Annotated in this window: 20 protein-coding genes and 1 pseudogene; 16 read left to right on the top strand and 5 right to left on the bottom strand. The window is 41.5% G+C overall.

Going from position 1 to position 20099, the window contains the following annotated elements; translation table 11 throughout:
* Positions 1-59: 59 nt before the first annotated feature.
* Positions 60-1478 (top strand): MATE family efflux transporter, encoded by a 1419-nt coding sequence (locus tag ACRWSG_RS03360; protein WP_054551768.1) that lies wholly within the window; start codon positions 60-62, stop codon positions 1476-1478.
* 70 nt (positions 1479-1548) lie between these two features.
* On the top strand, positions 1549-2727 hold the full coding sequence (gene dapE, locus ACRWSG_RS03355; protein WP_194441690.1) for a succinyl-diaminopimelate desuccinylase: 1179 nt from the start codon (positions 1549-1551) through the stop codon (positions 2725-2727).
* Between the two features lie 50 nt (positions 2728-2777).
* Here dapE and olsF read toward each other — a convergent pair whose 3' ends face one another.
* Positions 2778-4496, bottom strand: a complete 1719-nt coding sequence (olsF, locus tag ACRWSG_RS03350; protein WP_462165604.1) for a bifunctional ornithine lipid synthase OlsF — start codon at positions 4494-4496, stop codon at positions 2778-2780.
* A gap of 124 nt (positions 4497-4620) precedes the next feature.
* Here olsF and ACRWSG_RS03345 point away from each other — a divergent pair, with 124 nt between their 5' ends.
* Positions 4621-5541 carry a 2-hydroxyacid dehydrogenase gene (locus ACRWSG_RS03345; protein ID WP_054551765.1) on the top strand — a complete coding sequence of 307 codons (921 nt, stop codon included), beginning with the start codon at positions 4621-4623 and terminating at the stop codon, positions 5539-5541.
* A 95-nt stretch (positions 5542-5636) separates the two neighbouring features.
* A complete protein-coding gene (locus tag ACRWSG_RS03340) occupies positions 5637-5771 on the top strand; it encodes a hypothetical protein (RefSeq protein ID WP_262387613.1) in 135 nt (44 codons plus the stop codon).
* Positions 5772-5832: 61 nt separating this feature from the next.
* Here the strand turns inward: ACRWSG_RS03340 and smrA are convergent, their stop codons facing one another.
* The 3 genes from smrA to ACRWSG_RS03325 form a co-directional block, all read right to left on the bottom strand.
* Positions 5833-6414: a DNA endonuclease SmrA gene (gene smrA / locus ACRWSG_RS03335; protein ID WP_054551764.1), complete on the bottom strand. Its 582-nt coding sequence runs from the start codon at positions 6412-6414 to the stop codon at positions 5833-5835.
* 411 nt (positions 6415-6825) lie between these two features.
* Entirely contained in the window at positions 6826-7071 is a 246-nt protein-coding gene (locus ACRWSG_RS03330) for a hypothetical protein (protein WP_054551958.1), read from the bottom strand.
* Between the two features lie 100 nt (positions 7072-7171).
* Positions 7172-7615 (bottom strand): hypothetical protein, encoded by a 444-nt coding sequence (locus ACRWSG_RS03325; protein WP_462165602.1) that lies wholly within the window; start codon positions 7613-7615, stop codon positions 7172-7174.
* A 151-nt stretch (positions 7616-7766) separates the two neighbouring features.
* Between ACRWSG_RS03325 and ACRWSG_RS03320 the strand changes: the two genes are divergently transcribed.
* Positions 7767-8150 carry a response regulator gene (locus tag ACRWSG_RS03320; RefSeq protein WP_054551762.1) on the top strand — a complete coding sequence of 128 codons (384 nt, stop codon included), beginning with the start codon at positions 7767-7769 and terminating at the stop codon, positions 8148-8150.
* Between the two features lie 96 nt (positions 8151-8246).
* Here ACRWSG_RS03320 and rpsT read toward each other — a convergent pair whose 3' ends face one another.
* Positions 8247-8507 (bottom strand): 30S ribosomal protein S20, encoded by a 261-nt coding sequence (gene rpsT, locus ACRWSG_RS03315; protein ID WP_036967030.1) that lies wholly within the window; start codon positions 8505-8507, stop codon positions 8247-8249.
* A 243-nt stretch (positions 8508-8750) separates the two neighbouring features.
* On the opposite strand from rpsT, the gene murJ reads away from it, so the two are divergent.
* The 11 genes and pseudogenes from murJ (at position 8751) to ACRWSG_RS03260 (ending at position 20098) form a co-directional block, all read left to right on the top strand.
* On the top strand, positions 8751-10331 hold the full coding sequence (gene murJ, locus ACRWSG_RS03310) for a murein biosynthesis integral membrane protein MurJ (protein WP_300357244.1): 1581 nt from the start codon (positions 8751-8753) through the stop codon (positions 10329-10331).
* A gap of 73 nt (positions 10332-10404) precedes the next feature.
* The gene (gene ribF, locus ACRWSG_RS03305; protein WP_054551761.1) at positions 10405-11331 is read left to right on the top strand and encodes a bifunctional riboflavin kinase/FAD synthetase; all 927 of its coding nucleotides are present in this window, start codon (positions 10405-10407) and stop codon (positions 11329-11331) included.
* 25 nt (positions 11332-11356) lie between these two features.
* Positions 11357-14182, top strand: a pseudogene (gene ileS, locus ACRWSG_RS03300) (isoleucine--tRNA ligase).
* Positions 14183-14191: 9 nt separating this feature from the next.
* Positions 14192-14692, top strand: a complete 501-nt coding sequence (lspA, locus tag ACRWSG_RS03295) for a signal peptidase II (protein ID WP_054551759.1) — start codon at positions 14192-14194, stop codon at positions 14690-14692.
* Positions 14689-15129, top strand: a complete 441-nt coding sequence (gene fkpB, locus ACRWSG_RS03290; protein ID WP_054551758.1) for an FKBP-type peptidyl-prolyl cis-trans isomerase — start codon at positions 14689-14691, stop codon at positions 15127-15129. The genes lspA and fkpB overlap by 4 nt, the downstream gene beginning before the upstream one ends.
* Complete coding sequence (gene ispH, locus ACRWSG_RS03285) at positions 15129-16058, top strand: 4-hydroxy-3-methylbut-2-enyl diphosphate reductase (protein ID WP_235372772.1); 930 nt, start codon at positions 15129-15131, stop codon at positions 16056-16058. Before fkpB ends, ispH begins: the two co-directional genes overlap by 1 nt.
* A 38-nt stretch (positions 16059-16096) precedes the next feature.
* Positions 16097-17122: a sensor histidine kinase gene (locus tag ACRWSG_RS03280; RefSeq protein WP_138601504.1), complete on the top strand. Its 1026-nt coding sequence runs from the start codon at positions 16097-16099 to the stop codon at positions 17120-17122.
* On the top strand, positions 17119-17829 hold the full coding sequence (locus ACRWSG_RS03275) for a LytR/AlgR family response regulator transcription factor (RefSeq protein WP_462165600.1): 711 nt from the start codon (positions 17119-17121) through the stop codon (positions 17827-17829). The genes ACRWSG_RS03280 and ACRWSG_RS03275 overlap by 4 nt, the downstream gene beginning before the upstream one ends.
* Positions 17830-18010: 181 nt before the next feature.
* A complete protein-coding gene (gene pilV / locus ACRWSG_RS03270) occupies positions 18011-18568 on the top strand; it encodes a type IV pilus modification protein PilV (protein ID WP_235376916.1) in 558 nt (185 codons plus the stop codon).
* Position 18569: 1 nt separating this feature from the next.
* Positions 18570-19580: a PilW family protein gene (locus ACRWSG_RS03265; RefSeq protein WP_462165599.1), complete on the top strand. Its 1011-nt coding sequence runs from the start codon at positions 18570-18572 to the stop codon at positions 19578-19580.
* On the top strand, positions 19568-20098 hold the full coding sequence (locus ACRWSG_RS03260) for a pilus assembly PilX family protein (protein WP_235376914.1): 531 nt from the start codon (positions 19568-19570) through the stop codon (positions 20096-20098). Before ACRWSG_RS03265 ends, ACRWSG_RS03260 begins: the two co-directional genes overlap by 13 nt.
* Position 20099 lies beyond the last annotated feature (1 nt).

The following is a 20099-nucleotide window of genomic DNA, read 5'->3' as shown; positions in this document are numbered from 1 at the left end:
CTCTATATTCAGTTGCGGCTGGTAAACTAACGGTGTTATTTGCTTATTAGGTGTTTTGCATGGCTGATCCTCAGCACTTATTTCTTCATGGCTCGATTTCAAAAGCGCTACTTAAATTAGGTATCCCGATCATCTTAATCAATATTTTGCAGTCGGCTTATCAACTGACCGATGCATTTTGGGTAGGCCGCTTAGGGGCAGAGCAAGTAGCTGCCGTTTCTGTCAGTATGCCGGTCACTTTTTTAGTGATTGCTATTGGCTCTGGGTTGGCAATGGCGGGTGCTATTTTATCCGCTCAATACATGGGAGCGGGTCAGCAAGATAAGGTTAATCACGTTGCTGCCCAAACTATGTTAATGGTGACAATTACCGCAACCATACTTGGCTTAATAGGCTATATGCTTTCACCATATTTTTTGACTTTATTAGGTGTTGAAGATCAAGTGTTTGGTGATGCCCTTAAATTTATGCATGTATCTTTTATCGGCGTTGTGTTTGTATTTATTTATGCCATGTTTCAAGCATTAATGCGTGGTATAGGGCAAACCAAGGTGCCGCTCTATATTGTAAGCGGTACTGTGTTACTCAATTTTGTGCTTGACCCCTTACTGATTTTTGGTTTTGGTGACTTTTCGGGTTTTGGCGTAATGGGCGCTGCATTAGCCACACTTATCACGCAAAGTTTAGCGGCTGCAATCGGGGTATGGGTGTTTTTGCGAGGGCGTCACGGCATTCAACTTAAACTCTCTAGTTTTAAACCAGACTGGCAGTATATGAAGCAAGCCTTCTTTTTAGGAGCGCCAGGCTCGGTTGAACTCTCTGCGCGAGCCTTTGGTTTAATTATTATGTCGTTTTTGGTAGCTAGCTTTGGTACGCACACGATTGCCTCTTATGGTGTTGGATCTAATATTTTACAAATGGTGATGATCCCGGCAATGGGTCTTTCAATGGCTGTTTCGACTTTGGTTGGTCAAAACATGGGGGCGGGAAATCCACAGCGTGCAGCACAAATAACACGATTAGCCTCACTTTGGGGACTGCTGGGCCTGACAATAGTGGGTGTTGTTGCTTATCTGTTTGCTGAATACTTGGTGGCTTTTTTCATTCCTGATGATGAGTCTGTGATAGCGGGTGGTGCAGAGTTCATTCGGGTTATGTGCTTAACTTGGGGCGGAATAGGCGTGCAGCTTTGTGTAGTCGCTGCATTTAGGGCTTCAGGCAACATGCTAAATGCGATGGTTGTGTCACTGCTTTCACAATGTGTTATTCAATTTCCTGCCGCGTATATTTTGTCTAAGCATACCTCTCTTGGACCGCAGGGGATTTGGTATTCGTTTGCTATTACGAATGTACTTGTGGCGATTATTACTTATCTTTGGTTCGCAGCTGGTCGTTGGCAACGAACACAATTAACCAAAGAAGACAAAGACATTGCCAAGGTAACTCAAGAAACCCTTATTGAAGAAGGAAATCATTAATTTAAGTTTCACACTGCGGTCATAATCTCTCGTTGTAATAACCTAAGCTTTCTAACTGATTAGGGTTATTATGAGTTTGATATCAAATGCAGAGTTAGTAACGCACCAGTCGGTGCAATCTGAGGTGGTTGAAACATTACAAACCTTGCTCCGATTTAAATCGGTAACGCCCGCTCAAGCTGGTGCAATTGATTGGCTTGAAGGTAACTTAAGCCAGCTCGGCTTTGATTGTGAGGTATTTAGCTTTAATCATGTTACTAATTTAATTGCTAAAATCACCTTTGGTGAAGGCCCTATCGTTGCTTTTTCTGGCCATATTGATGTGGTCCCTGCTGCAGAAGGTGATTGGCGAGTTGATCCTTTTAGTGGCGAGATAGTCGATGGCAGTGTCTATGGCCGTGGCGCAGCAGATATGAAAGGCGGTGTTGCTGCGATGCTTTGCGCAACAAAACGTTTTTTAGCGCAAAATAGCAATAAACGCGGCACATTTTACTGGTTAATAACCTCAGATGAAGAGGGCGAAGCTGAATACGGATCCTTATTAATTGCTGAGCGTCTAGCCAAACAAGGTGTTGTGCTAGATGGTTGCCTAGTTGGCGAGCCGACGAGTCATCAGCATGTGGGTGATACCATTAAAAATGGCAGAAGAGGCGCGTTGTCTGCTCGATTATCTATTCAAGGTAAAGCTGGGCATGTTGCTTATCCAGAAAACACCATAAACGCTGCACATTTAAGTGCAGAGGTTGTGAAGCGCTTAACGGCAATTAGCTGGCACAAAGATGAAACAAGTTCGGCTACAACACTGCAAGTGACCGGCATTAATATAGCCAATGTGGTCGATAATCTTGTTCCTGCTCAATGTGAGCTCACGTTTAACGTACGTTATAGTCATGGCTACAAAAGTAAAGACATCAAAGAAGAAATTCAGTTTGCATTGGCAGATTTAGCATCGCGGCTAACGCTTGTTTGGGAGCGTCCGTGCGAATCATTTTATACCTTGCATCAGGCGAGCAATTGCTTGTTGCAGCAGCTTGAACAAGCCGTGCATGAAGTAACAGGCAGCTTCCCTATGCTTAGTACCAGTGGTGGCACATCAGATGGGCGATTTTTTGCCAATGAGCACACGCAAGTGATTGAATGTGGCGTGCGAAACCATACCATTCATCAAGTTAATGAGCATGTTCCTATCGCAGATTTAAAAACTATTGAGCAAATATACTTAGCTGCGCTTAGAAATATCTTTAATTAAAAAGAAAAAGTCGGCGAATATGCCGACTTTTTTAAGCTATTTTATAACGACTATTCGCGTGGCTGCCCTAAGTATCGTTTGGCTTTACTCGCTTTTACTTTATCTAAGTCGACAAGCACTAACCCATCAATGCAATTATTGAACTCAGGGTCGATGCTAAAACTTAAAAACTGTACGCCTCCTGCCTCGCAAAGCTCTGTGTATTGTTTGAATAAGGTTGGGACTTGCGCACCAATATTGGCAAGCACATGCTTAAGTTCAACAAAATCTTCTTTAATATCATCCCCAGCAAATAACTGAGCACATTGTTCTTTTTGTGATTCGGTATGGCGATATTCATTATTGGGGATAGCTAACACTTGTTTAGCACCATAATAATGCTGGTAATAATGAACGAGTAGTGATTTAGCTTGCTCGGGGAGTGCGTTAGATACGCTAACTGCGCCAAACAAATAGCGGTATTGCGGGTAGCGGTTCACAAATGCGCCAATGCCAAACCACAAATAGTCTAGGCTCTTTCTACCCCAGTATTTGGGTTGCACAAAGCTGCGACCGAGCTCAATGCCCTTTTCAAAATACGGCGCCATATCATCGCTGTAGCTAAATAGGCTATCGGTGTATAAACCTTTGCGGCCATGTTTTTCTATAATGTCTTGTGCGCAGGCAAGTCGGTATGCGCCGACTAGTTCAAGTTGCTTAGCATCCCACAGAACGAGGTGTTGATAATCCATGTCGTATTTATCTATATCACGGCGTTTACCACTGCCTTCACCGACTGCCCGAAACGCAATTTCACGAAGTCGTCCTAGTTCACGGAAAATCGGTGAGCTACCACAGTATTGATATAAATAAATTTTCATACCATCAGAGGTTTCACCTAATAGCTCACACTCTTCAATGGCTTTTTTAAGGTCTTTCGTTGCTTCAGGACTGGCAATGGGGGTTTGCGTTTTTAACGGCAGAGGTTTTTTTGTGATAAGTCGATACAGTTGTTTTCTTATCAACTGAGCTATTTCTTTATCTTTTAAATTTTCAATTAAATATGACTCAGGTGGGATGGACGCGCCAATTTCAAACTCTAATGATTTTTGTCGTTGTTTGAACATCTCTTTGACTAATAACAAACTGGCTAAGGGTTTGTAGATTATTGAGGTGCCGTAGAATAACGGGCTGTTTTTCGCTTTGATGTAAATAGGCAAAATAGGTGCGTTGGCTTTTTTTGCCATACGTAAAAAACCGCTGTTCCACTTACAGTCTTTAATGCCCGTTGGACTTAAGCGCGATACCTCACCTGCAGGAAAGATTAATAATGCACCGTCTGATTTTAAGTGTTGCTGGATATTAGCGAGTTCTTTCTTTTTACTTGTACCAGAGAGGTTATCAACGGGAAGGAGTAACGAGTGCATCGGAGTGATTGACATCAGCATGCGGTTTGCAACGACTTTTAAGTCGGGGCGTACACTTGATAAGACTTTTATCAGCGCTAATGCATCAAGAGAGCCGATAGGGTGGTTAGCGACAATAACGACATTACCTTCACTTGGTATATGTTCCATTTGTTTTGGCTTGTAGCGCGTGTCAAAGTCAAGCTCATCAAGCACTTGCTCTACAAATTCAAGCCCCTGTAAGTGTGGGTATGCATCACCAAAGGCAACAAACTCTTGCTCATGTAATAAATAACCTAGGCCTTTCTTTACTAAACCTTTTACTTTTGGCGAATTTTCTAATTGTGGTAAATTTGCTTCTATTACTTTATCAACACTGATCATACAAACCTCAAACATAAACGCATTTAGCGATGAGGTTAGGGTAAGAGTTCGCTGTGACAGTTAGGTTGCAGTTGTGTGACTTTTTAAAGAGCGCTTCGTGTTCGAGGCTAAAATGGAGAAGACAATGATTTTACTTGTAGCTGTAACAGGTCGAGATTGCAGCCAATTAATTGCCCGATTACAAGCGTTATTACCAGAGATTGACGTACAGCTTTGGTCTGAGTGCACAGACTACGAAGCCGTAGAGTTTGTACTGGCCTGGAATGCGCCCGCTGATTTATGGCCTAAGCTGGTAAATTTAAAAGCAGTTTCTTCATTTGGTGCAGGCGTTGATAGCATCGACTTAACAAAGATAGCAGCGCATGTTCCTGTTGTTAGAATTGTTGATGATAACCTTGCTAATGATATGGCAGAGTATGTATTGGGTCATGTATTGGCGCACAAGCTGAGACTCAAAGAATATTATTTAAAACAATCAGCGGGTACTTGGAAGCCAAAGCGAGCGTATTCACATCAACATGTGGGTATCTTAGGTTACGGTGAACTAGGCAAAGCCTGTGCAAAGCGTTTACTCGCAAATGGTTTTCAAGTGAGTGCTTGGTCTAATAGTGAAAAACACGACGTTGAAGTAAGCACCTATTACTCACAGCAGGGGTTAGATGACATGCTTGGTCAAATTGATTATCTCGTGTGCTTACTACCACTTAACCAACACACTCAGGGCATTATCAATAAATCACTGCTGGGTAAACTACAAAGCCATGCGGTGCTAATTAATGTTGCCAGAGGCAAACATGTTGTCGATGAAGATTTACTCGAGGCACTTAATAGTGAGCAATTACGTGGCGCCACCCTTGATGTATTCAGCGAAGAGCCTTTACCTCAGGCGCACCCTTACTGGTCTCATCAAAAGGTGACCTTAACGCCTCACTGTGCTGCAATTTCAGATTTAGAGTCTGTCTCGTTGCAAATTGCAGGTAATGCTAAAAGATTAACTGAAGGTAAAGAACTAATAAATCAGGTTGATAGAACAAAAGGTTATTGACACATTGTAAATTTGTTTAATAAACGTCTTGTTAACATCTGTAATTTTGCTATTCTGGAGTTGCTCAATAAAAAAACAATAATAAAAGAGGCGTTATGAAATCTAATCAAAGTGGAGCTAAATTTAGTCTGGTCGTCGTGTCAGTTATCGTTTTAGGTGTGTCAGCATGGTTTAACCAAGCTAATGCATCGGAGCAACCAGTTCAGGACATTGAAGTTAGTCAATCATAACCACACAGCATGCTCATCGAGTGCAGCACGTTTAGATGCTGCACTTTAATCGCTTATTCAACTAACTTCTTTTTGAGTGGATTTCTCTGTTCTCGTGTTTCTTCTCGTCAGATTTTTTAATCATCACATACGTTGCACCACTACCACCATGATGCTTAAGAGCACTGTGAAAGGCTAAAACCGCTGGAATTTCTTGCAGCCACTTATTGGTATAGCTCTTTAAAATACCTGGCTGTGATTTATTTTTGATACCAATCCCATGGCGAATAAGTACGACACGAATATTTCGTTTATGACAGTCATCGATAAAATTAAATAACGTACTACGTGCACGTTGAAGAGGCTGACCATGCAAATCAAGCGTGGCATCGAGTTGATATTTAGCTAAACGTAAGTTTTTATATACTTGGCCTTGTACGCCATCTTTTTTAAATGCCAATATGGCATGAGGATCTAACAGCTCGACGAACTCGCTGCGCAAATAGTTTTCATCAATTGCTAAATCACACTCAGCTGCTTTACGTTTTTCTTGTTGCGCTAAAGAAGGGCCTTGCTTGGTGGAATCAAATTGAACAGTGTCATGCTTAAGAGGTTTTACGTCTTCCATAGATGAGAGAAATAAGTCGAAGTCGTTTAATGACATAAGGTACCTCCAAATTAATTATACCCAAACCACCTCAAGGTGCGAGTTTCAGTTGGAATTAAAAGCGATTTAGGCAAGGCATTGATTGCAAATAATAGTGGTTCTATTGTTAAAATCAATAACGCAGTATAAATCGCTTTTAAACCAACCCTCTGGGCGTTTCACAGGCACTTACTCTCATCGTTGTTACTTCTTAAAAGGGACCACCATTCTTGCAAAGTAACGCCTTGATATTAAGCACCTGTGAAACGCTGAATTCTGCATCTTGAGGTGGCTTGGGTATATATACGCCGTTTATGGTATCTCAGTTCAACCATTTTGTAAGTAAAAAAAAGCCCAAGCAGGGGACTGCTTGGGCATAAATGCTGATAGATGATATAGCCTATTCTATCAATTTATCTTAGGGGAAGATTAACCTTGATTAATATTCAACTGGCCAAATGTGTAGACCTTGAATAAATAAAATGTGTTGATCAACACCAAGCTCATGTTTGATATTACGCTTGATGACATCAGATCTAAACTAAACGATAAAAATAATAAACTACACGCGCTAATCGCTGCAAAACGCAGTAATGTTAGCTGGTTAATAAAAAATGCACCTAGTCCTAGTGCAAGTAACGTTAAGTTTAAAAGCCAATCTAGCTCGTTTAGCATGGTCGTATCTGATCGTGTCTGTGTTGAAAAAGGAGCGCCATTATGGTGATCTTTTACACAGCTTTCAACCAAGTAATTTTAAATTTTCGGATTAGATTTTTTAATCCATTATCAGCTTTTTCATCGCTGCAAAAAATCCATTTTGTTCTGTAACTCGGTACTTCTGACAGGTGTCTGGTTTACGCTTATCTTGGCACAGGTAAATAATGTTGCGGCTTAGGTCTGCACGGGGGCTAAGAGTAGAATCAAATAAGTTTGCACCATAACCAAAAACCCGGAACCAAAATATACTTTGTGAGACCATACCTAGCTTTTCGTAAGTGATTAACACGGGTTTTGGCGTAATTAGCAGAATTAATACAACTGCTGCGAGTGCATACCACCGTGTTTTGCTTTTCTTAAGTTCTACTTCAGGAGCACTGTGCTGAGCAGCTTGTGCGCGCGCTTGTTGTTGGTTTACTGGTCTTTGGCGCTTTGCTTGTGTTGGTTTCTTTCGTGCAGGAGCTTTACCAAGTAAAGATTGTTTTTTTATTTTATTAGACATAAAGCTTATCTGGCCTTTTAAATATAGGTCTCTATAATGAGATTATAACGAAGTTTTTGATATAATAGTCAAATTCAAATCACTCATAGCTTAAATGCGTTACACTCTACAGTGCAATGAGTGTTTATCTTCATAGTTTAAGAGGAATAGTATGGATACGCAGCTTTCAATTCTAATTGTGGACGACGTAGGTACGGTCCGCAGTTTTCTAAATCAAACATTAATGCACCTTGGTATCGATAATGTACGTGAAGCTTCTACAGCCGCACAGTGTTTAAGCGCATGTAAAGAGAAAGAGTTCAATATAATTTTTCTAGATATTGAATTACCCGATGGAGATGGTAAAGAGATTATCACGCAAATTAATGAAATTTCGCCCGAAGCGAATGTCGTGATGGTTTCGGCTCATTCAACAGTAGAAAACGTTAAAGAAGCAATTGAAAAGGGCGCTAAAGGATTTGTAGTAAAACCGTTTACACCTAAGAAAATTGCGGCAATGCTGAAAAAGTTTTACCCAGAACTAGAAATTGTCTAGCTAATTAACTATTGGGGCATTTAGAAAAGTGCCTTGTTAAATTACAAACAAAAAAAAACCGGCAAAAGCCGGTTTTTCATATTCATCAAAAACAAATTATAGCGCTTTGATTTTAGCTGCTAAACGGCTCTTATGACGAGCTGCTTTGTTCTTGTGGATTAGACCTTTAGTTGCGTAACGGTCTAGGATAGGTGTTGCAACAGCGAATGCCGCTTGTGCAGCTTCTTTGTCGCCCGCTTCAATTGCAGCAACTACTTTTTTGAAGTAAGTACGCATCATTGAACGACGGCTTGCGTTATGTTGACGATTTTTTTCGCTCGTAATAGCGCGTTTTTTTGCAGACTTGATGTTAGCCAAGGTTTGCTCCTAACAATCTTAAAATAAGCTTAATTTAAAGGCCGTGGAATATGCCTGTTTTTATCATGAATGTCAACGAAATTTTGACATCTCAAGAAAAACTGCTCCTTATAACGAACATCAATTTGCCGCTTTAGCAGTTAATATCGCCATTGTAACAAAGGGTCGGGTTCGAGCCTAGTGCTTTAAAGATATTTTAGGCATAATCGCCCATCTTAGAAGTTTTTTGATAATGGGTTTAAGGTGGCAAAAGGATTATTTCGTTCTGGGATGATTGTTAGTGCAATGACGATGATCTCGCGTATTTTAGGGTTAGTAAGAGATGCGGTTGTGGCGAATCTCCTAGGTGCCAGTGCTGCTGCGGATGTGTTTTTATTTGCCAATCGAATTCCTAATTTCCTAAGACGCTTATTTGCTGAAGGAGCCTTTGCCCAAGCATTTGTGCCGGTTTTATCTGAGATAAAAGAACAACAAGGCGATGACAAAGTCCGGTTGTTTGTAGCTCAAGCAGCCGGTACGTTAGGAACTATTTTATTAATTGTTACCCTGTTCGGAGTTATTGCTTCTCCAGTTATAGCGGCCTTATTTGGAACAGGCTGGTTTATTGATTGGTGGCAAGGAGGCGAAAATGCCGAAAAGTTCGTACTGGCCAGTGCACTGTTAAAGCTGACTTTCCCTTATTTATTTTTCGTGAGTTTGGTTGCCCTGAGCGGTGCGGTCATGAACGTCTATAATCGCTTTGCTGTTGCAGCGTTTACACCTGTGCTGTTGAATATATCGATTATTAGCTGCGCAGTTTTATTGCACGATAAATTTTCAGTTGGGGCTTATGCCCTTGCCATTGGCGTGTTTGTAGGGGGCTTAGTACAGTTATTGTTCCAGTTGCCATTTTTGTACCGTGCCCGTATGCTGAGCCGCCCAAAATGGGGCTGGCAAGATGAAAACGTTAAAAAAGTGCGAAAACTCATGCTACCAGCCTTGTTTGGCGTGTCTATCAGTCAAATAAACCTGTTGCTCGACACCATGATTGCCTCAATGTTGATGACCGGTTCTATCGCGTGGCTTTACTACTCAGACCGTTTAATTGAGTTTCCTCTTGGCTTATTCGGTATCGGTATCGCGACGGTAATTTTACCCGCATTGTCTAAGCTACATAGCACTAAAAGCACAAAAGATTTTCAGCTAACCCTGGATTGGGGGGTGAGATTTGTTATTTTCTTAGGCTTGCCTGCTATGTTTGGTTTAATGGTGATAAGCCCGCTCATTATTACGGTTTTATTTGATCATGGTGCATTTCAGGACGGTGAAATTGATCATGTAAAAGCGGTAAGTTACGGTGTCATGGCCTACTCAGTTGGACTGGTTAGCTTTATGTTAATCAAGGTGTTAGCACCGGGCTTTTATTCGCGTCAAGATACTAAAACCCCCGTAAAAATTGGTATTAAAACACTGGTGTTAAATATGGTGTTTAACATTATGCTAGCTCCATTTATTGGCTATTTGGGGTTAGCGTTAGCAACCGCGATGTCGGCCAGTTGTAATGCCTATTTGTTGTATCATCAACTACGTAAAGAAGGCGTTTATCAGTTTTCTGCGATGAGCCTTGGTTTCACCTTTAAGTGTTTGTTTTCAAGTTTATTAATGGCCGCATCTGTATGGTATGTGGGCCAGCAATTTGCCTGGAAAGCATGGCACTTTACTGAGCAAGTGCTGCTGTTGAGTGGATTATTAGTGCTGGCGGTTTTTGTTTACTTTGCGGCCTTATTCATTCTAGGTGTGCGACTAAATACGATAAAAAGTGTTGCAACTACTGAATCAAACTAAAAAAAAGATTATAATCGGCGCTTCAAGCCCGATATCAATGTTTTGGGCTCGCTGATAAAGGCAAAAAGGTGGCATGGAGTTAATTAGAGGTATTCACAATATTCGCGCGCAGCATTATGGCTGTGTGTTGACCATTGGTAATTTTGATGGCGTGCACTTAGGTCATGCAGAAGTGATTAAAGGCTTGCTGCAAGACGCAGAAAAGCATCAATTGCCAAGTACCGTGATGTTATTTGAGCCTCAGCCACAAGAGTTTTTTGCCAAAGATAATGCACCCGCGCGTTTAACTCGACTACGTGATAAGCTCAGTTTGCTTGCTAAATTAGGCGTGGAACGAGTGATTTGTATTAGCTTCAATCAGCAATTTGCCAACATGGAAGCAGAACAGTTTGTCAGCCAAGTACTGGTTGAAAAGCTAGGCGTTAAAGCATTAACTGTTGGTGATGACTTTTGTTTTGGCAAACGTCGTCGTGGCGATTTTGCGTTACTAAAAACCATGGGCGCTGAGCTGAACATGGATGTGAAAAGTACTGCAAGTTTTCGCAGACTCAATGATAGAGTAAGTAGTACCCTTATTCGCCATGCGCTTGCTGCAGGGCAATTGGAAGATGCAAAAACCATGTTAGGTCATGGCTATGCGATTTCTGGGCGTGTTATTCATGGCTGGGCGAAAGGTCGTGAATTAGGGTTCAGAACGGCCAACATAGCGCTAAAACGCCAAGTATGCCCAGTAAATGGGGTATTTGCGGTAAGAGCAAAAGTGGGTGATAAAGAATTATATGGGGTTGCAAATATTGGCAACAAACCCACATTTAATGGGACACGCGCATTGTTAGAGGTTCATATTTTCGACTTTGCGCAAGACATTTACGGACAATTTATGCACGTGGAGCTAATTAAAAAGCTTCGCGATGAGAAAAAATTCGAGACATTAACACAACTGACGGCGCAGATTGCAGATGATGTAACCGCCGCTAAGCAGTGTTTTGGTTTAAATTAGGTAGCCGATACGGAAAGTAGGATTAATGAGCGACTACAAACATACTTTGAATTTACCGGAAACAGCGTTTCCAATGCGCGGCAATTTGGCACAACGTGAACCAAAGATGCTTAAGACATGGTATGAAGACGATCTTTACGGTCAAATTCGCAGCGCTAAAAAAGGTAAAAAAACCTTCATTTTGCATGACGGCCTCCGTATGCAAACGGTGATATCCATTTAGGCCACTCGGTAAACAAAATTCTTAAAGATATTATTGTTAAGTCAAAAACCTTGTCTGACTTCGACGCACCTTACGTGCCGGGTTGGGACTGTCACGGTTTACCAATTGAATTAATGGTTGAAAAGAAAGTAGGCAAGCCAGGCGTGAAAGTGTCTGCTGCTGAGTTCCGTGAAAAATGTCGCGCATACGCCAAAAAACAAGTCGAGGGTCAAAAAACAGACTTTAAACGTCTTGGTGTATTTGGTGACTGGGACAAGCCTTACTTAACAATGAACTTTGACTTTGAAGCGAACGCAATTCGCGTGCTTGGTCGCATCATTAAAAATGGTCACTTACACAAAGGTGCTAAGCCTGTTCACTGGTGTACAGATTGTGGTTCAGCACTAGCTGAAGCGGAAGTTGAATACCAAGATAAACAGTCTCCAGCAATCGATGTACGTTTTCAGTTTGCTGATCAAGATGCTGTAATCAATGCGTTTGAACTTGCTGAAGGCCATGAAGGTACCGGTGCAGTTAGTACAGTTATCTGGACGACAACACCGTGGACATTACCAGCTAACCGTGCAGTAGCCGTTCACGAAAAGCTTGAGTATGCCCTTGTTCAAATTGATGACGAAGGTGCACAGCAACGTCTAATTTTAGGTTCTGAGCTAGTTAAAGATGCTATGGACCGTTATGGCTTCAAACATTACCACGTACTCGGTTATGTAAAAGGTGCTGCACTTGAGAACTTACAGGTTGCTCACCCATTCTATGACTTCACAGTGCCTGTGATTGTGGCTGATCACGTAACGACTGATTCTGGTACTGGTGTTGTTCATACTGCACCAGGTCACGGTCAAGAAGATTTCGCGGCAGGTCTTGCTTATGGTTTAGAAGTAGCTAACCCTGTTGGTGCTAACGGTGTTTATTTACCTGACACACCAATGTTTGCAGGTCAGCACGTATTTAAAGCGAATGCGAGCGTTATTGACGTATTAACTGAAAACAATGCGTTATTGCATCATCATGCGCTTACGCACAGCTACCCACATTGCTGGCGTCATAAAACACCTATTATCTTCCGTGCTACGCCACAGTGGTTCGTAAGTATGGACCAAGCTAACCTTCGTCAAGATTCATTAAACGAAATCAAAAAGACTGAGTGGTTACCTGAGTGGGGCGAGAGCCGCATTGCAAACATGGTTGAAGGCCGTCCTGATTGGTGTATTTCACGTCAACGTACATGGGGTGTGCCAATTGCATTATTCGTTGATAAAGACACTGGTGCGCTTCACCCGAATACACAAGAACTTATCGAAGAAGCGGCGAAATTAGTTGAAAAGTCAGGTATTCAAGCTTGGTATGACTTAGACCCAGCTACTTTGCTTGGCGATGACGCTGAGCAATACATGAAAGTTCAAGATACGCTGGATGTATGGTTTGACTCAGGTGTGACTCACGCATGTGTGGTTGATGCACGTGAAGATTTAACCGGTCCTGCTGATCTTTACCTAGAAGGTTCTGATCAACACCGTGGTTGGTTTATGTCGTCAATGATGACATCGGTTGCTATCAATGGTCATGCGCCATACAAGCAAGTGCTAACACATGGTTTCACGGTTGATGAAAATGGCCGTAAGATGTCTAAGTCATTAGGCAACGTAATTTCACCACAAAACGTGATGAACAAACTAGGTGCTGACATCTTACGCTTATGGGTTGCATCAACTGACTTTACAGCTGAAATGACTGTATCTGATGAAATCTTTAAACGTTCAGCAGACCGTTATCGTCGTATTCGTAATACGAGCCGTTATTTACTTGCGAACTTAAGTGGTTTTGATCCAAAAACAGAATCAAGTTGCTATTGAAGACATGGTTGAGCTTGACCGTTGGATTGTGGGCCGTGCAGCTGAGCTGCAAGATGAAATCTTAGCGGCTTACGACAAGTACCAAATGCTACTTGTAACGCAAAAGCTAATGAACTTCTGTACTGGTGAGCTTGGTTCGTTCTACCTAGACGTAATCAAAGATCGTCAATACACAGCGAAAAGCGACAGCCATGCGCGTCGTTCATGTCAAACTGCGCTTTATCACATTGCCGAAGCAATGACTCGTTGGATGGCACCGATCTTAAGCTTCACTGCGCAAGAAATCTGGGAAGCATTACCAGGTGAGCGTGACAAGTTTGTATTCACTTCTGTGTGGTACGATGGCTTACAAGCTTCTTCACAAGGTAAGTTCAGCAACGATGATTGGTTAACAATCCTAAACGTTCGTGATGAAGTAAACCGTGTGCTAGAAGCGGCGCGTAAAGAAGAAGTTATTGGTGCAACTCTACAAGCAAACGTAAGCATCTATGCAGGTGAAGAGCTAAGCGCGAAATTAGCTGCATTAGGTGATGAACTGCGCTTTGTACTATTAACTTCAGGCGTGACAGTTGAAACTGTGACTACGCAGCCAGAGGATACGCAAGCTACAGAAATTGATGGCTTATACATTAAAGTTGCCGCAACAACCGCTGAAAAATGTGAGCGTTGTTGGCATTACTGTGATGATGTTGGTGCTGATCCTGCACACCCTGAAATCTGTGGCCGTTGTGTAAGCAATGTTGACGGCGATGGTGAACAGCGTCAGTTCGCATAGGAGTTGTTTGTGAGCAAACTAGCCGGAAAAAGTGGCTTGGTTTGGTTATGGCTTAGTCTACTGCTTTTGGTAGTAGACTATGCGACAAAATCACTTGTCGTTAATACCATGGCCTATCAAGAGTCGATAGATATTCTGCCATTCTTTAACTTCACCTATGTACACAACTATGGTGCGGCATTTAGCTTTTTGAGTGATTCAGGTGGCTGGCAGCGCTGGTTCTTTAGTTTGATTGCAGTGTCGATCAGTGTGCTTTTAGTGTGGTGGTTGAAACGTTTACCTGCGTCTAACAAGGTATTATGTTCTGCTTATGCGTTAGTTTTAGCCGGTGCAATAGGCAATTTATACGACCGAATCGCGTATGGCTATGTTATTGACTTCCTGCATGTATATTACGAAAACTGGCACTTTCCTGTTTTTAATATTGCCGATTGTGCGATTTGTATCGGTGCCGCATTACTTTTATTTGATGCCTTCACAGGCGAAAGTCCTAAGGAGCAACAAGCATGAGCCAAGCTGTAATTGGTGAAAACTCTGAAGTGATCTTTCATTTCTCAATTAAGTTAGAAGATGGCTCAGCAGCCGATTCAACTAAAGTACATAATAAACCTGCAAAATTGCGAATGGGTGATGGCAGCCTGACAGCAAACTTTGAAAAGTGTTTACTCGGTTTAGCGGCTGGTGAAAGTAAGTCATTTGCATTAGAGCCAGAAGATGCATTTGGTCAGCCAAATCCAGATAACATCTACTATGTTGACCGCAGCAAGTTTGGTGCAGACACGCCTGCTGAAGTAGGTAATATTATTGCCTTTACTCAGCCTGATGGTACTGAGTTACCAGGTCTTGTTCGTGAAGTGCAAGGTGAGTCAGTTACTATTGACTTTAACCACCCACTTGCAGGGCAACGCTTAACCTTTGAAGTCGATATTTTAGAGGTAACAGGTTAATGGATATTTTATTAGCGAACCCACGTGGTTTTTGCGCAGGCGTTGACCGTGCAATCAGTATTGTGGAGCGCGCACTCGATATCTTTGAAAAGCCAATCTATGTGCGTCATGAAGTCGTTCACAACCGATATGTTGTTGATGGCTTAAAAAATCGCGGTGCAGTCTTTGTTGAAGAGCTAGATCAGGTTCCTGACGACAGCATTGTTATCTTCAGTGCGCATGGTGTATCACAAGCTGTTCGAAGCGAGGCAAAGCGTCGTGACCTTAAAGTATTTGATGCAACCTGCCCGTTGGTAACAAAAGTACATATGGAAGTAACACGTGCAAGCCGTAAAGGTACTGAGTGTGTGTTAATTGGCCATCATGGTCATCCAGAAGTAGAAGGTACAATGGGGCAGTACGACAACGAAGCGGGTGGTATTTACTTAGTAGAAACGCCAGAAGATGTTGCAAACTTAACGGTTAAAAACCCTGAGAACCTGTTTTACTGTAGCCAAACAACGTTATCTGTAGATGATACAGCAGATGTGATTGATGCATTACGCACTAAGTTTCCAGCAATTGATGGCCCGCGTAAAGATGACATTTGTTATGCTACGCAAAACCGTCAAGATGCAGTGCGTGACTTAGCTGATAAAGTGGATGTATTGCTTGTAGTTGGGGCTAAAAATAGCTCTAACTCTAATCGTTTACGTGAGCTTGCCGATAAAATGGGCACTATGGCTTATTTGATTGATGATGCAAGTAATGTTGAAGCTGATTGGTTCAACAATGTAAATGCGGTGGGTGTTACTGCAGGTGCATCTGCACCAGAAGTTTTAGTTCAACAAGTTATTGCTCGTCTAAAAGAATTGGGTGGCAATCAAGTTGTTGAAAATCCTGGCGAAGAAGAGAACATAGTATTTGCCGTTCCTGTTGAGCTACGCTAATCTAAGCAAATAGTAGTCAACAGTTAAAAGAGGAGCCCATGAGCAAACAGCCTAATTCAAACGGCTTGCTGATTGCGGCTCTTTTTCAATCTCGTGGTGTCCTTGCCACACTGATCGTCAGCCAAGTCATTGCTATTTTACTCGCCTTTTCACCAATGAGCTTAGGTGATGTTTGGTTACGTCTAGCTATATTTAGCTGCTTTTTACATCTAATTTTTCTTTCAAGCTTGTCGTTACTGTATGTATGCCGGGCTCTACTTACAAAGCTGTCGCACCCTAAACAGTTATTCATTCTGATATCCACTTTACTGGCATTAACGTCTGTTTTTAGCTGGCTGTTTTTGTCTGTGTTTTCAGATGTGTTCGCTATGGAGTCGAGAGCTAACTTTATTGTCAGTAATTTACTAATCATATTTTTGGTCACCGCGTTGTTCAGCCAATTCCTGCTTATTCATAATCAAAAAGAGCAACAAACGAAAGCGTTAGCGCAGGCTGAACTTGATGCATTACAAGCAAGAATACGCCCTCACTTTTTGTTTAATAGTTTAAACACTGCTGCTGAGCTTACCCATTATGATGCTGAGGCGGCTGAACAAGCAATTTTGGCGCTGGCGGCGCTGTCGCAGGCCGCAATGCGCAGCGGTAAAGCCATAAAGCTTGCTGATGAAATCACTTTATGCCAGCAGTATGTGGCACTTGAACGTTGGCGCTATGGCGAACGCCTAGCATTAAGCTGGAAATTACCTGACGAGTTGCCAGATATAGATATTCCGTGTCTAACTATACAGCCGATTATTGAAAATGCGGTTTTTTATGGCGTAGAGCCAGCAGAGCAGGGCAACATTTCTGTCGAGATGTATCAATCGAACAAAGCTTATACTTTCATTATAACTAACCCTGTAGCGAAGCAAGGGAGCCATTCACGAGCAGGCAACGGTATGGCACTTGAAAACATCCGCCAGCGTTTGTCACTTTTCTATCATCAAAAAGCGCAACTGACTACGACTGTTCGTGATGAGATCTTTAGGGTGAAACTGGTGATACCTAAGAAGAGAAGCGCATGATAAAAATTTTAATTGCTGATGACGAGCCTTTAGCAAGGGCGCGTATTAAACGTTTATTAGCTACCAACGAACTTTGCACAGTTGTAGGTGAAGCCAGTAACGGCGAACAGGTGATTGAACTTTGTAAGCAGCTCCAGCCTGATTTAGTGATGCTGGATATTAATATGCCCAAGCAGTCGGACTTTGAAGTAGCTGCTGAACTAAAACAGTTTTCGATCCCCCCAGCAGTGATGTTTTTAACAGCGCATCCTGAGTATGCGTTAACTGCATTTGAGCTCGCAGTAGATGGCTATTTAGTTAAACCTGTATCCGAGCAAGCTTTAACAAAAGCAATGGCGCAGCTTAGTAAATTAAACCGAACTCAAGTATTAACACCTGAAAATAACTATATTTGCTATCAACTTGCAGGCGTATTAAGAAGAGTAAATATAGATGATGTTATTTGCTGTATTGCAGAGCAAAAATACACGCGGGTGGTGTTTTTTGAAGGTGAGGCACTTGTTGAGCAAAGTTTAAAACAACTTGAGCAAACCTATCCTCTGCGGCTACTGAGAATTCATCGTAATACACTTGTCAATAAGCAACAAATTGTAAGCCTTAATAGTCCTTCTTCAGGTGGGCATACAGTTACGATGAAGCAGTATGAAGAGCCTTTGGCAGTTAGTCGCCGAGAGCTTAAAAATGTTAAAGCTGTCATGGGTAAATAATAAAAACCTTCATTGCAGCATCTTATCTTCAATAATTACTTTCTTTATTAGTCATTATCTAACTTTGAGCAAAGTTTAAGTACCGTTTATCGCGCATTTTGACCGCTCGTCCATATACAGATTGTTATTTATTTGTGCCGTAATACTCTTACTGTATGTAAAAGTATCCATGAAACTTACCATGATTAAACATTCTGAGCAGCAAGGCTTTACCCTTATAGAAGTGCTTATTGCCTTTGTTATTTTAAGCTTTGGCTTATTAGGCGCTGTTGCACTGCAAGCAAAAGCTAAACAGGCAAGCTTTGACTCTATGCAGCGCGCAGCAGCAATAGCGTTAGGAAATGATATTATTCAACGCATTAGAGCAAATGACACCGTTGATATAATAAAAGATTACAAAGCCGTTATAAAAAGCTCAGCGAATAGTAATACTTACTCGAGTTGCTTTGGTGCAATATGTAGCTCTTCTGATATTGCCAAATTAGATATAACGCAATGGAAGCGTGCCATACGAGCCAGCGAAAATACAGGGACTTTAGATGATGCGACAATATGTATAAATCCAACTTCAGTGGCAGATACTGGAGGCAAAGGATTTAACATTGAAGTAATTATATCATGGCAAGGCCGCCAAGAGTTTAATGCGAATGCAGTTACAGGAAAAGTTACCTGTGGTGATGATCCTAACAATAAACGCCGTTTAGTGGTTCTAACAAGTTATATATATGTGAGGAGCTAACATGAAGCAAAAAGGGTTTACTCTTGTAGAAGTTATGATTTCACTATTTATTGGTGGTTTGATTTTAGGTGGTGTCATGTTTACTTTTATTAGTATGAAAATAAGCACAAAAGACACGATGAGCATCGGTGAACTTCAAGAGTCAGGCAGCTTAGCCATTAATATTATGCAACGCGATATAGAGCAAGTGGGCTTTTGGGGAACTTATTACGATGATTCATTTACTACAGCAAACACAACTGTTACCGCGACAGGGGTCGACGGTGATTGCTCAGAGGGAGCTAATAACGGCAGCTTCCCAGATTTAACCAGTAGTAGTAATTTTCGTACTATTTATGCAAAAACGACTACCAGTAAAGATAACCTAAATTGTATTAACGATGGCATTATCTCTGCCGATGATAAAGAAACCGATATCCTTCAACTAAAGTTTTTACAGGGTGATCCTCAATATGATGCTGTTGCAGGTACAAATACAACAAGCGATAAAATAAATTATTTTATCGCAGAACAAGAACAAGCACGTTTTGTAACCGGCAAATATATCCCGACAAATATCAATGCAACTATTTGGCCATACAGCCATCATGTTTATTACATTAAAGAAGAAGAGTATTTAGTAAATAATCAAAAAATAAAAGTTCCCGCATTAAGACGAAAACGATTAGTTAATGGAAAAATGACCTCTGAAACGATAGTGGAGGGAGTCGAAAATATGCGTTTTTTGTTTGGGTTAGACACGAACAGTGACAGTCGAGTTGATACTTACAAAAGCCCCAGCACAATTACTGCTGCTGAATGGGAAAACCGCAGAGGTATATTAACGGTGCAAGTTTTTTTATTAATCCGTGCACTTCAACCAGACCCTGGAATAAAACTTAAAAACCAAAAATATACTTTAGGTGAGGGAGCTGAAAAGCGAGAATTAAATTTTAATGATAACTATAGAAGAACAGTTTTTACTACAACTATTCGTTTAAGTAATGTTGGAGGTAATTTATGGAAAATCTAAAGTCTTTACCAACTAAGCAGCAAGGTGTCGTGCTTATCACGGCATTAATAATGGTAATAGCTGTAACTGGTATTGCTGTCACTCTTATGAGTAGCAGTACGATTGATATTAAAATTACCAATGCAGCGCAAGAGCGAGAAGTTGCAGAAAATCAACTGATTGGTGAAGTGCTAAGAGTGATTGCGTCAGAAGCTAAAAAGGGTGCTGATAGTAACTTTTTTCTTACTCGAGATGAGACAAAAACAGATACCGGTAAGTTTGATAGTGACGGCAATAAAAAATATAAATTCGAGAAAGATATTACAGAGGCAGGAAACGATATGAAAAGCATAATGACGAACATGAATCGTGGTTCCTTAGAGCTTAACTGCCCTCGTAGCTATAGTTATACTGCCGGGGTTTCGTGTAACATGATTCAAGTGGCTACTACTATAGAGTATGGCTCTAAAAGTAAACACTCTCTCACTATAGTTACAGGAATTGCGCAAGAAATGGCGAGTGTAGGTAAGGGGATTTAAG

The organism is Pseudoalteromonas sp. GB43 (assembly GCF_054923805.1).
This window is presented reverse-complemented; position numbering and strand designations above follow the sequence as displayed.